Here is a 12771-nt window from a genome sequence, read left to right on the forward strand (position 1 = left end):
GGGGCAAGGGGCAATGGCGCTTTAGTTCCCCGAGAACTGCAGCCCCGACGGTGTAAAGGTCACACTCTGCCCACTGCGCAACTCATCCCGCAACAGATTGGCGATTGCCTTCAGCGCATCGCGGCGGCCACGGGCGGCAAAACGCTCGGCCGAGTTGACGCGAAGGCTGTTGTTGAACCCGTTTGCCGCGTGGGCCCAGATCAGCGGATGCAGTTCGGTCATGTGATCGCGGATCAGCCAGTTTGCGGCCTCGCAAATCTGTTTGCGGGCGATATCGGCGCGCGGGTTCTGGCCCATTCTGTTCTGCAATGTGACCGAGCAATAGGCCGCCAGCAGGTTGATTGTCTGCTGATCCGGACGACGTGCAACGATATCGCGCAAACCTTCAAGGAAGTATTCGACATCTACCCGCGCGCAGGCCTCGTCATCCAGCGCGATGGCGTCGAATTGCACCCAGGTATACCCACCCGCACCCCAATTTTTCTGGGTCCGTGCGGCGTTGCGCAAGGCTTGCACTTCAAGTTGTTCATAGCTGCCGAACCAGCGTGGCAGCAGGTGGCTGCCCATCGCGCGCATGTGGCGATGGTTCTGGGGATCCAGCGTGATCAGGGCCTCGTATTTATCAGCAACGCGGGTGCGCGGATCAATGTGTCCTGCCAGCAAGGCGCAATCCGCTGCAGCAATCGCCGGACTGTCGGGCAGCGCAGCGCGGCATTTCGGAAGCAGCGCAGCAGCCCGGTCGAAATGCGCGGCACAACGGGATTGGTGCAGCGCCGGCAGCGTGTCCGGGTGCGCCGTCCCGCGCCAGGCCCACGCCAAATCGATATGGGCCAAGGCAACCACAAGCGTGATCATCGGATCATCGGGATGGTTCTGAATCTCGCCTTCCAATTCCGAGATCCCGCCCAGCAGATCATAGTCTGACAGTGCTTTGCCGTCCGACAGCGCGTGCTCGGCCGCCAAAACCACATCGGACCGGGCCCCAAAGGCCAACAGCTCGGAGATCGGCTGCCCGCAAGGGGTAGCCTTGCGCCCCTCATCTGCAGCGCGCATCTCCAGCGACAGTTCTGCCCACATATCCTGCCGCGCCAGATGGCGGCCACGTTCGATCACCTGATGCCCGATCGCATCATTTTCATCTGATTCTGCGATTGGGATGTTCAACTGCCCCGAGGCGACAAGCCATGCAGTAGCATCGGCGACGGACGCAGGCAGAGGTGTAGGGGTGGGATCAGAAGAACCGACAATACGGGCGGCAAAAGCCTTCAAAGACCAAAACATGGCAAAACTCGAACTGGAACAAACTTGTAACCCGTCCAGTTTGCCAAAAAATCTGCTCAAATCAAGACTGCGTCGCGGAGAACCCGCGATTCAGGTGCCAATGTGGCCCAGACTCCATGAATCGTTTCAGAAAACTCTAAAATGATGTCGTTCGACCGCGAATCCCGCCTGATTCAGGACCATTTCGAATTGCTTGTGTGGCGGCAGTGATTCATCGGGTAAACGCACGCGTTTGTCGGATTTCAGAACCGCTGAGACGCGCACCGAGAAATCCCACCGCGTGTCAAACCGGAATCGATCCACCTCGGACAGCTTGAGTTGTCCCTGACGTTGGCCGGTGTGCCAACGCAGGGTTTCATCGGTCAGCTCCATACCTGCGCTGGTGTCCTTGATGACATCCCACAGCGCGGGCAGGGTAGTCAGGGCCAGAAGCGCCATCAGCCACCAGACCGCGTTCAGCAGGATCATCAAAGCGATCAACATCGCGTAAACGCCGATCAGGATCAGAACCGTTCGCTGATTTCGGTTCTGTCGAGTGAACGTAAACGCGGTCATGCGCCCAAGATGCGCGTGACCATTTCGGTCGTGTCCCGAGACAGGTTCGGCGTGTCGGCAATGCGATTCAGTTGTGCAAGTATTAAGGCCTGACGGTCGGTGTCATAGCGTTTCCAAGTTTGGAACACGCTGCACATCCTGGCGGTGGTCTGCGGGTTTACTGGATCAAGTCGGATCAACCAGTCTGCCAGCAGCGCGTAACCTGCTCCGTTCGCTTGGTGGAAGCCTGCGTGGTTGCCTGCTAGGGATCCCATCAAGGCGCGGAAACGATTTGGGTTTTTCCAATTAAAATCAGCATGCTCGGTCAACCTGCGCGCGGTCTCAACTGATTTTTCCGGTCCGGTCATCAAGACCTGCATGGCGAACCACTTGTCCATGACCAGCCGGTCATGCTGCCATTGATCATAGAAGGCGGCCAGCTCACGTTCGCCTTTGCCCGCGCGTAGCAGACAAGACAACGCGGCCAACTGCAGGGTCATGTTGTCAGCACGTGCATATTGCTCTGCGGCCTTGGCACCTCCATCCAGTCTCGAGGTCAGCGCAAGCGCCGCGCTGCCCAAGGCGCGTTTGCCTGATTGTTCAGCGTCCGGCTGATAAGGCGCGTCCACCAGCGTTTCACTGTTCAGACGGGGGAGCAGGTCTTGAACGTGTTGCGCCGTGGCTTGACGCAAAGTCTCAACCGCTCGCCAGATCGCCATCGGGTCGGGGGTGATGCCCTTGTCAAATAGTGTTGCGGCCAGTTCCGATTGCGTCGGCAGACCCAGCATCAGTGCCCGGTAGGCCGGGTCCAGCGCCTCATTCCGTAGCACTGCCAGCAAGCCGTCAAGATAGTCGGTATCAGGCGTTGCCTCATCGGTGATCATGCGCAGCAGGGTTTCCTCGGCTAGCGACCGCCCTGCCTGCCAGCGGTTGAACGGGTCGGTGTCATGAGCCAGAAGGAAGACGCGTTCGGCATTGCTGATCTCATGTTCAAGGATCACAGGGGCCGAGAAATCACGCAGGATCGAGGGCACAGGTTTGGCCGTGAGACCGGTAAAGGTAAAACTCTGCTCGGCTTCGGTCAGTTCCAGCACTTCGGTCGCACGTATCTCGTCCCCGTTTGGACCAAGCAGACCCACAGCGATAGGGATGACCTGAGGTTGCTTGTCCTCTTGTCCCGGCGTCGGCTCGGTCCGTTGGTGCAGCGTCAGGGTATAGGTGCCATCGGCCCAATCTTCCGCGACTGAGACACGGGGGGTGCCGGACTGGCTGTACCAACGTTTGAACTGGGTCAGGTCGCGGCCCGTAGTGTCTTCGAATACTTTCAGCCAATCTTCGATCGTGCAGGCCTGCCCGTCGTGGCGATCGAAGTACAGGTCCAGTGCTTTGCTGTAGGCCTCATCCCCGACCAGCCGTTTCAGCATCCCGATCACCTCGGCGCCTTTTTCATAGACGGTTGAGGTGTAGAAGTTGTTGATTTCCTGAAAACTCTCGGGCCGGACCGGGTGCGAGAGTGGCCCGTTATCTTCGGGGAATTGCCGCGCGCGCAGGTCGATGGCATCGTGGATACGTTTTACAGGGGCCGAGCGCATATCCGAGGTGAACTGCGCATCGCGGAACACAGTCAGCCCCTCCTTCAGGCACAGCTGGAACCAGTCGCGGCAGGTGATGCGGTTGCCGGTCCAGTTGTGGAAATACTCATGTGCGATGATCGCCTCGATCCGTTCGAAATTCATATCGGTCGAGGTTTCAGGGCTGGCCAGAACGGCGGAGGAGTTGAAGATGTTCAGCCCCTTGTTCTCCATTGCGCCCATGTTGAAATCGTCCACGGCCACGATGTTGGACACGTCCAGATCGTATTCGCGGCCATAGACATCCTCATCCCATTTCATTGACTTCTTAAGGGCTTCCATGCCAAAGGCGCATTTGCCTTCATCGCCGGGGCGGACCCAGAGATTTAGTTCGACGTCGCGACCGGATTTGGTGGTGAACTGGCCGGGGTGGGCGATCAGCTCTCCGGCGACCAGCGCGAACAGATAGGCGGGTTTTGGCCATGGATCGACCCATTCAGCCCAGCCCTCGCCTTTGCCCGAAGGGTTGCCGTTCGATAGCAGCACGGGAAGGTCGCCATTGATGCGCACCGTAAAGGTAGACATCACATCCGGGCGGTCGGGGTAATAGGTGATCTTGCGAAACCCTTCGGCCTCGCATTGGGTGCAATACATGCCGTTCGACATATACAGCCCCTCAAGCGCGGTGTTATTGCCGGGATCGATCTCGACCACGGCCTCCCACACGAAAGGCGCGTCTGGAACCGGTGCGGTGAGGCCTTCGGTGGTCACCTCAGGCGTGATCACATCGCCATCAATTGCAGCACGGATCAGCTTTAGCTCTTCGCCATGCAGAAAAAACGTGCGGTCGGTCGCTTCGGGGTTCGGGCGGAAGGCGATGCGGGAAGTGACGCGAGTGGCGTGTGCGGCCAGATCGAAGGTCAGATGCACACTGTCCACTAGAAACCCGAACGGAGTGTAGTCTTTCAGATAAATCGTTGTGGGGGCGGCGTCGCGCATCGGGGGCCTCATCGACTGGGAATCTGGCGCGACGTTATGGGCTTCGCGCGGACGCTGCAACCGATGTGCCATTGCCGCTGTTCATTTGAGACGGTTCGCGCTGGGTCAAATGCCCCTCATGTCGGGACAGAAGTTGCCTATCGGAAACGAACGCCCTAATTGAGGAGCGCATACAATGGCACACAATCGTAGGGGATTCGGAATATGAGCACCAGAGAGACCCGCAACGGGCTGCAGATTGACCCGGTTCTGGTGGATTTCATCGAACAGAAGGCGCTGCCGGGCACGGAAGTTTCGGCAATTGATTTCTGGGCGGGTCTGGCGCGCTTGGCCAATGAACTTGGGCCGAAAAACCGGGCGCTGCTGGACAAGCGGGCTGACATTCAGGGCCGGATCGATGGCTGGCACGCGGCGCGGCGGGGGTTGCCCATTGACGCGGCTGAATATCAGTCTTTTCTGCGTGAGATTGGGTATCTGGTAGAGGAAGGCGACGATTTCGAGATCGAGACAGCCAGTGTCGACCCTGAAATCGCGCTAATCCCCGGACCGCAATTGGTTGTGCCGATCACCAACGCGCGCTTTGCGTTGAATGCCGCAAATGCGCGCTGGGGCAGTTTATATGATGCGCTTTATGGAACAGATGCGTTAGGCGATCTGCCGACAGGCAAGGCTTATGACGCCGGGCGCGGTGCGCGGGTCATCGCCTGGGCCAAGGCGTTCCTGGATGAGGCTGTGCCGCTATCCGAAGGGTCTTGGGCGGAGGTCTCCGGGTTAAGCGTTAGGGACGGTGCGCTGATACCGAAGCTCGCAGACCCATCTCAGTTCGCAGGCTACGCTGGCGCAGCTGAAGCACCGGAGTTTGTACTGCTGCGCAACAACGGGTTGCACATTCAAGTCAGGATTGATGCGCATAGCACTATTGGCGCCACCGATCCTGCAGGTATTTCTGATGTCCGTTTGGAATCCGCGCTTTCGACCATCATGGATTGCGAGGATTCTGTTGCTTGTGTCGACGCGACCGACAAGGTGTTGGCCTATGGAAACTGGCTTGGCTTGATGGCCGGCAACCTGACCGAAGAGGTTACGAAAGGCGGCACAACCTTCACGCGCAAGCTTGCTGGGGATTTGGCCTACATGGCTCCGAATGGCACGCCAGCCACTCTGAAAGGTCGGTCGCTGATGCTGGTGCGAAATGTGGGCCATCTAATGACGAACCCCGCAGTGCTGGATGCCGAAGGGCGCGAGATTGGTGAAGGTTTGATGGACGCGCTCTGCACAACGCTGATCGCCATGCATGACCTGAAGCGCGAGGGCGGGAACTCGGTCAAGGGGTCGGTCTATGTGGTCAAACCCAAGATGCACGGGCCCGAGGAGGTGGCGTTTTCGGTCGAGATTTTCGACATGGTCGAGGACATCCTGGGCCTGCCGCGCAATACGGTGAAGCTGGGCATTATGGATGAAGAGCGGCGCACATCGGCCAACCTCAAGGAATGCATTCGGGCCGCAAAATCGCGCGTGGCCTTTATCAATACCGGATTCCTGGATCGGACGGGGGATGAGATTCATACTTCTATGGAAGCAGGCCCGATGCTGCCGAAGGGCGATATCAAGGATACGCCATGGATTGCGTCTTACGAGGATCGCAATGTGGATATCGGACTGGTCTGCGGCCTGAAAGGCAGAGCGCAAATTGGCAAGGGTATGTGGGCCATGCCCGATCGGATGGCGGACATGCTGGCGACCAAGATCGGCCACCCGCAATCCGGTGCAACCTGCGCCTGGGTGCCGTCACCTACTGCGGCAACGCTTCATGCAACCCACTATCACAAGATCGATGTGATGGCGCGCCAGGATGAATTGGCCGCTGGTGGGGCTCGCGGTACGTTGAATGATCTGCTGACCATACCTCTGCTGGGCGGTCGTAATCTCAGCGCTGGTGAGATCACCCGTGAGATCGAAAACAACGCACAAGGAATCTTGGGCTATGTTGTGCGCTGGATTGATCAGGGAGTTGGCTGTTCGAAAGTTCCGGATATCAACGACATAGGTCTGATGGAGGACCGCGCGACCTGCCGGATTTCTTCGCAGGCGCTGGCCAACTGGTTGCACCACGATGTGGTCAGTCAGGAACAGGTGATGGCGGCGATGCAGAAAATGGCCGCGGTAGTGGACCGTCAGAACGAAGGCGATCCGGCCTACAGGCCCATGGCACCGGGTTTTGACGGGGTGGCGTTTCAGGCGGCTTGTGATCTGGTGTTCCGGGGGCGGGTGCAGCCCTCGGGTTATACCGAGCCTGTGCTGCACGCTCGTCGCCTGGAACTGAAGGCAAGTTTGAGCTAGGGGCAAGGGTAGGAACGAGGGGGCTGTCTGCCCCCTCGTGCTCCCCCGCGTGCTCCCCCGAAGGTATTTTTGGCCAGATGAAAAGGATCGGGCATGAACATTTCATTGCGCAAAGCGCGGACCATCATTCGTAAAGCTCTGGAAAAAGGGCGCGAGATGGAGCTGAAACCGCTCTCGGTTGTTGTCCTGGACGCCGGAGGCCACGTGATCGCGTTCGAACGCGAAGACGGTGCTGCGCCGGGGCGTTTTGCTATCGCACATGGTAAGGCCTACGGATCGGTAATGCTGGGTATGGCGGGGACCGCGCAGATGCAGCGGGCCGAAGGGCAGGCCTATTTCATGGCGGCCGTGAACGGGGTTTATGGCGGTCAGGTTGTTCCGGTTCCTGGCGGTGTGCTGCTGCGTGACCGCAAGGGCGCGGTGATCGGTGCCGTGGGTGTAACCGGCGACACTTCGGATAATGACGCAGCGGCCGCGTTGGCAGGTATCGAAGCCGCTGGGTTGACGGGCGAGATCTGACCCCTACGCCGAACTTCATCGGGGATGTGCGTCGCTGAACACGCGCTTGCGCTACCATGCAGGGTCTGTGCCGTTGCGCGCGGCCAAACCTGCCGATAGGTTTTGCAGGAAATGAGCGATACAAGGGACTTGGAATGGCGCGCCCCGTCGTTGGAATAATCGGCAACTCTTATCTGATGAATGATCAGTATCCGACCCATGCGGGCGGAACGATGAATTCCGAGGCGGTCTCGAACGTGTCTGACTGTCTGCCGCTACTGATCCCCGCCGACCCGCGTTATGTAGCGGTTGATGAGTTGCTCGAGGTTTGCGACGGCTTCCTGCTGACCGGCGGCCGTCCGAACGTTCACCCCGAAGAATATGGCGAGCCCGCGACCGAGGCGCATGGTGAGTTTGACCGCGCGCGGGATGCAATCACGCTGCCTTTAATCCGGGCCTGTGCCGAGCGGGGTCAGCCGTTCTTTGGGATTTGTCGCGGGTTTCAAGAAGTAAACGTCGCCTTGGGTGGTACGCTCTACCCTGAGATTCGTGACCTCCCGGGGCGTCAGAACCACCGGATGCCACCCGACGGCACTTTGGAGGAGAAGTTTGCTCTGCGCCATGTCGTGTCGCTAACCGAAGGTGGTGTGTTCCACCGCCTGCTGGGCGCGGCCGAAGTGATGACCAATACGTTACACGGACAAGGAATCAAGACGCTGGGCGAGAATGTGGTGATCGATGGCCACGCGCCTGATGGCACGCCCGAGGCGATCTATGTCGAGGATGCCCCCGGCTTTACCCTTTCGGTCCAATGGCACCCTGAATGGGACGCGGCGAATGACCCGGTTTCGCGGCCATTGTTCAAGGAATTTGGTCGCGCCGTATACGATTGGAAAAACGCGAAAACGGTCGGGGCGATCCGGCAGTCTGCTTAGTCACGCTAATCTGTCGATGGATCGTTCTAAGGTTTGCCGGCAACATTCGAATAAAAAGATAATTGGATATCTTCCCTGAACCGCGAATTTGCGCCGAGATACCCTTGGCCATATTCAAATCTGACTGGGTTCGGAGCAGTTCATGCACAGCTTTTCAGGAAAGTACCCTCGCGGTTTAAGAGAATTCGTTCCTGCGGCACTTTTTTTGGCGGTCCTGGGAACTGCTGGGCATGCGCAACAATGCAGCTCGGCCGGAGACCTGCTTTACATCGGGCGAACACCTGACTCTTCATCCTCATTGTGGTTATCGCAGACGGAAAGCGGTGCTTTTCGTCTGGAAGCTGCACAGGGCAACACGACCGTTGATACCTGGAGCCGATCTCGGCCCGGAGTTCATCTAAGCTTGTCTCCCTTCGTATCTAATGGATCAGGGGGCGTTCATCGTCTGTTCAAACGCGGAGGGGCACCAAATGGGCGCGACTGTCTGATCGATACGCAAAACCAAAAAAGAGATTGGACGCTGCCGGGTTGGGGTGGTGGCAATGGTGGCGGCGGGGGAGGAAACGGAGGCGGCTCGGGTGGATCCGGCGGCGGTTCCGGTGGTGGCTTCGGCGGTGGCGGCGGCTCGGGTGGATCAGGTGGCGGATTCGGAGGCGGGGGCGGCTTTGGAGGCGGCGGTTCCGGGGGTGGCTTCGGCGGTGGCGGCGGCTCGGGCGGATCCGGTGGTGGCTCTGGTGGCGGATCCGGTGGTGGCTCTGGTGGCGGTTCTGGTGGTGGCTCTGGTGGCGGTTCCGGAGGGTCGGGCGGTGGAATTGGCAACATAGGCGAGACAGGTCGACCCGTTAATCCGCTCTACGTAAGTGGGCGACCTTCGGGCGATGATCAAGCCTGCGTGGCGGATGCGACGGGTAAGCTTGACCCTGCCTTGTGCGATCCGGTTGTCGGCCCTCCGCTGACGGAGGGGCGCGAGTTTGGGCCAGAATCTGTTTGGAATGTATGGACCAATTTCACCTACACAGACATTGAAGACACCCGTGGAAACAGCGAACTGGATGTGAACGACAGCTTTTTCGAAATTGGAATCGACCGTCTTGTCCAAGAAAACCTCGTGCTTGGTTTGCAGCTTGAATACGAAAACACCCAGCTGGACGGCTTTCAGGGGCAGTTTTCTCAGGATACTTCGGGATTCGCGATCGGACCCTATTTCGCCTGGCGGATGTCTGAGAGGTGGGTTCTAAACGGTCTCGCCACGGTCGGTCGCTTCTCCACGGATGTGGATGTGCTGGAGCTGAGCGGTGATTTTGATCGCACCCGTTGGCGCGCGAATCTCGAGGCAATCGGACAATATGAGGCTGGAGCTTACTTAATTCGTCCGTCGATCTCGTTTGATTACTATAATTACAGTGCCGAGGATTACGATCTCACCGGGACGTATCTGGGAAATCCAGCCGAGTTTATTGGTGAAATCCAAGAAGCAAAATACAGTGCCCTAACGCCCGAGGTCGAAGTAAGTCGTCCGTTCTTCAATGGCAGCTCTGTCATTTCACCTTATGCATCGCTCAGCGCGACCTATTGGTTTGAACGCGAGAACTTAGGGGGTGGAACAGTTGCAAACACTGACAATGATGTTGTTTGGTCAACCCGTTTGGGTGTGAGAGGACGCACAAGCAAGACGGTGTTTCTGGAGGCTTCAATCGGATATCTCGACATGTTCGAAAGTGATTTTGAAGCGACGGAAGCTGCAATCTTTCTCTCTGTCAACTTCTAAGGCCATCAGAAAGAGCGAGCGCCGACCCATAGCCGGGTCGGCGCAAATTGATCATACGAGCAAGTCGAACTGCTTGTTCAGCGGCAAGCTGCGCGCGCGTTGGCCGGTCAGGTCGAACAGCGCGTTGCCCAAAGCGGGCATCGACGGCGGTGTCCCCGGTTCACCGACACCGCCCAGATGTTTGTTGGTCTCGAGTATCCGGACTTCCGTGATCGGTGTGCTTTGCATCCTTAACGCATCATAATCCGGGAAATTATACTGTTCGACCTCACCATCGGCAAAGGTGATCTCTTCTTGAACGGCGGCAGACAATCCGTAGATCATGCCGCCGATCATCTGCGCCTCGACCGTCGCCGGATCCAAAGCCAAGCCGACATCGCAGGCGATCCAGGCCTTGTTGATGCGGATGGTGCCGTCTTCGTCCACCACTTCGATGACCTGTGCGACAGGGGTGCCAAAGCTGTAGGCCATTGCCACGCCACGTCCGACACCATCGGGGGTTTTGCCGGTCCAGCCTGACATCTCTTTCACGGCCTCCAGGCACCCCGCAGCCGGGGCGAACTCGGACCTTGCCAACTCCAGCCGGAACTCCAGCGGGTCGCGCCCGGCGGCATGGGCCATTTCATCCAGGAAGGTCTCGTGGAAGAAGGCATTGTGGCTGTTGCCGACCGAGCGCCAGAAACCAACCGGTACAGCCAAATCGGCAACGTGACCACTCATTCTGTAGTTCGGCACCGCGTAGGGCTGGTTGAAAAAGCCTTCGACTAGAACCTTGTCGGGGCCGCCGCCAGAGAAACCCGTCACACGTTCGACCGCTTGGTGGGTCGGGGATTGCGAAGCAACCTTACCGTCGATCAGAACGGCCTTGCCATCCTTCACTGCCCCCCGCATGCGCGCCATCGCGCCGGGGCGGTAGAAATCGTGACGCATATCCTCTTCGCGGCTCCACGTCGTTTGCACAGGGGTGCCTGGAATGGCCATGGCGACCTTTGTGGCGATCTCGCCGAAATCCAACTCGCCCCGGCGTCCGAAACCGCCGCCCAGATAGGTGGTGTGAATCTCGACGGCTTCGGTGTCCAGACCGGCGGTGTTGGCTGCGCGGATTTGGATGAGAGTCGGGGCCTGATTGCCGCACCACAGGTCCAGCTTGTTACTGGTATAGAGCGCCGTGGCGTTCATCGGTTCCATCGTGGCATGGGCCAGATAGGGCACAGTATATTCGGCCGTGATCTCAGTTGCACCTTCGGGTAGGGATTCGACATCGCCATCATCGCGCATTGTCGAGTTCGGCGCGTCATCAAACGCCTTGGCAATTTGCGCGAATATCGCATCACTTTCGGGCGGATAGGGGGCATCGCCCCAATCCACGTCAATCGCCTCGACCGCCTGCATGGCAAGCCAAGTGTTGTTGGCAATCACCGCGACGCCCGTGCCCAGATCGACGATCTTTTCAACGCCGGGCATGGTTTCTGCAGCACTGGCGTCAAAGCCGTTCATTGCCCCGCCCAGCTTGGGGTTCATGCGGACCGAGGCGAATTTCAGGCCCTCGGGGCGCACGTCGATGCCAAAGGTGGCGGTGCCGGTGGATTTGCCCGGAATGTCGACGCGGGGCAGGGATTTGCCGATCAAACGCCATTCGGACGGATCACGCAGGGAAACCTCGGGCGGTTCGATCTGGCCTGCGGCCTCGGCCAGTTCGCTATAGGGAATGCGCGTGCCATCCGGGGCAACCACAGCACCATTTTCGGTCATGAGTTGATCGCGATCGACCCCCAGTTGGTCCGCGGCAGCCTGCTTCAAGGTTTCTCGCGCAGTAGCGCCGGCCATCCGCATCCGTTCGAACCCGTCTTTCATCGAGGTTGAGCCGCCGGTAACCTGCAGGCTTAACGTTTTGCCCAGAACACCCAGTGCCTCACCCAGATTGTGCTGGAAATCCGAGATGTCATAGCCCTTGCCTGGCAGGCTTTCCCCCATAAGAGCATGGTTGTAATAGGCGGCAGCAGCAGGTCCGTGCAGCACACGGATTTCGTCCAGCTCAACATCCAGCTCCTCGGCGATCAGTGCTGCCCAGGTGGTCATAACGCCCTGACCCATTTCAGCGCGGGGGGCGAACAGGGTCACGCCCTGCTGGTCGATCAGAACAAAGGGGCTAAGCGCGGTTTCCCCGTCACGCGGTTTCAGCGGGTTCGCAGCTGGACGCGTGACGTAGTAGGCACCGAAGGCCACTCCACCTACGATGGCGGCAGATCCGATCAGGAATGTGCGGCGAACGATTTTACCGATACGTCCCATGGCTCAAGCCTCCTTCAACTTGGCAGCGGCATCATGGATGGCCGCGCGGATGCGAGGATAGGTGCCACAGCGGCAAAGGTTGCCTTGCATCGCATCGTCGATGTCTTCGTCCGTTGGGGCCGGGTTTTCAGCCAGTAGCGATGCGGCCTGCATGATCTGGCCCGACTGGCAGTAACCACATTGGGCCACTTGGTGGTCAACCCAGGCCTTCTGGATCGTTGCCATGGCGTCAGGCGTGCCAAGCCCCTCGATCGTGGTGACATCACCCCAAACATCCGAGAGCGCTACCTGGCAGGACCGCACGGCCTCACCATCAATATGAACGGTGCAGGCACCGCAGGCAGCCACACCACAGCCGAACTTGGTACCGGTTAGTCCAACCTCATCACGCAGAACCCATAACAAGGGCACATCATCAGGCAGATCAACCTGATGGGTCTTTCCGTTGATCTTAAGGGCCGTCGCCATGGCGCACCTCTCTTAGCTTTGGCTGGTTTCTGACATAATTAATGAAAAGTGTCAGCTTGTCAATTGACAAAATGAACAAGAAGTG

At 58.8% G+C, this 12771-nt stretch carries 9 protein-coding genes; 4 read left to right on the forward strand and 5 right to left on the reverse strand.

Features of this window, described 5'->3' with window-relative positions; translation table 11 throughout:
* Positions 1 to 21 precede the first annotated feature (21 nt).
* The 3 genes from ACR0NM_RS01250 to pepN all read right to left on the reverse strand — a co-directional run bounded on the left by ACR0NM_RS01250 (position 22) and on the right by pepN (position 4385).
* On the reverse strand, positions 22 to 1281 hold the full coding sequence (locus ACR0NM_RS01250; protein ID WP_170404131.1) for a hypothetical protein: 1260 nt from the start codon (positions 1279 to 1281) through the stop codon (positions 22 to 24).
* 126 nt (positions 1282 to 1407) lie between these two features.
* Positions 1408 to 1836 carry a hypothetical protein gene (locus ACR0NM_RS01255; protein ID WP_170397141.1) on the reverse strand — a complete coding sequence of 143 codons (429 nt, stop codon included), beginning with the start codon at positions 1834 to 1836 and terminating at the stop codon, positions 1408 to 1410.
* The gene (gene pepN / locus ACR0NM_RS01260; protein ID WP_480612848.1) at positions 1833 to 4385 is read right to left on the reverse strand and encodes an aminopeptidase N; all 2553 of its coding nucleotides are present in this window, start codon (positions 4383 to 4385) and stop codon (positions 1833 to 1835) included. Before pepN ends, ACR0NM_RS01255 begins: the two co-directional genes overlap by 4 nt.
* 204 nt (positions 4386 to 4589) lie before the next feature.
* Between pepN and ACR0NM_RS01265 the strand changes: the two genes are divergently transcribed.
* From ACR0NM_RS01265 to ACR0NM_RS01280, 4 genes are all read left to right on the forward strand, one after another.
* On the forward strand, positions 4590 to 6725 hold the full coding sequence (locus ACR0NM_RS01265; protein WP_480612850.1) for a malate synthase G: 2136 nt from the start codon (positions 4590 to 4592) through the stop codon (positions 6723 to 6725).
* Between the two features lie 93 nt (positions 6726 to 6818).
* Entirely contained in the window at positions 6819 to 7244 is a 426-nt protein-coding gene (locus ACR0NM_RS01270) for a heme-binding protein (protein WP_170424166.1), read from the forward strand.
* Between the two features lie 134 nt (positions 7245 to 7378).
* On the forward strand, positions 7379 to 8158 hold the full coding sequence (locus tag ACR0NM_RS01275; RefSeq protein ID WP_170397133.1) for a gamma-glutamyl-gamma-aminobutyrate hydrolase family protein: 780 nt from the start codon (positions 7379 to 7381) through the stop codon (positions 8156 to 8158).
* Between the two features lie 403 nt (positions 8159 to 8561).
* Positions 8562 to 9926, forward strand: coding sequence for an autotransporter outer membrane beta-barrel domain-containing protein (locus ACR0NM_RS01280; protein ID WP_480612852.1), 1365 nt, complete (start codon positions 8562 to 8564; stop codon positions 9924 to 9926).
* Between the two features lie 51 nt (positions 9927 to 9977).
* Here the strand turns inward: ACR0NM_RS01280 and ACR0NM_RS01285 are convergent, their stop codons facing one another.
* Positions 9978 to 12218: a xanthine dehydrogenase family protein molybdopterin-binding subunit gene (locus ACR0NM_RS01285; RefSeq protein ID WP_480612854.1), complete on the reverse strand. Its 2241-nt coding sequence runs from the start codon at positions 12216 to 12218 to the stop codon at positions 9978 to 9980.
* A 3-nt stretch (positions 12219 to 12221) separates the two neighbouring features.
* On the reverse strand, positions 12222 to 12686 hold the full coding sequence (locus tag ACR0NM_RS01290) for a (2Fe-2S)-binding protein (RefSeq protein ID WP_170397127.1): 465 nt from the start codon (positions 12684 to 12686) through the stop codon (positions 12222 to 12224).
* Positions 12687 to 12771 lie beyond the last annotated feature (85 nt).

It is taken from the genome of Ruegeria sp. AF2 (genome assembly GCF_056542025.1).

Coding starts and splice junctions, on each gene's coding strand:
- ACR0NM_RS01250 (WP_170404131.1), bottom strand. CDS start 1,281: ATGTTTTGGTCTTTGAAGGCTTTTGCCGCCCGTATTGTCGGTTCTTCT.
- ACR0NM_RS01255 (WP_170397141.1), bottom strand. CDS start 1,836: ATGACCGCGTTTACGTTCACTCGACAGAACCGAAATCAGCGAACGGTT.
- pepN (WP_480612848.1), bottom strand. CDS start 4,385: ATGCGCGACGCCGCCCCCACAACGATTTATCTGAAAGACTACACTCCG.
- ACR0NM_RS01265 (WP_480612850.1), top strand. CDS start 4,590: ATGAGCACCAGAGAGACCCGCAACGGGCTGCAGATTGACCCGGTTCTG.
- ACR0NM_RS01270 (WP_170424166.1), top strand. CDS start 6,819: ATGAACATTTCATTGCGCAAAGCGCGGACCATCATTCGTAAAGCTCTG.
- ACR0NM_RS01275 (WP_170397133.1), top strand. CDS start 7,379: ATGGCGCGCCCCGTCGTTGGAATAATCGGCAACTCTTATCTGATGAAT.
- ACR0NM_RS01285 (WP_480612854.1), bottom strand. CDS start 12,218: ATGGGACGTATCGGTAAAATCGTTCGCCGCACATTCCTGATCGGATCT.
- ACR0NM_RS01290 (WP_170397127.1), bottom strand. CDS start 12,686: ATGGCGACGGCCCTTAAGATCAACGGAAAGACCCATCAGGTTGATCTG.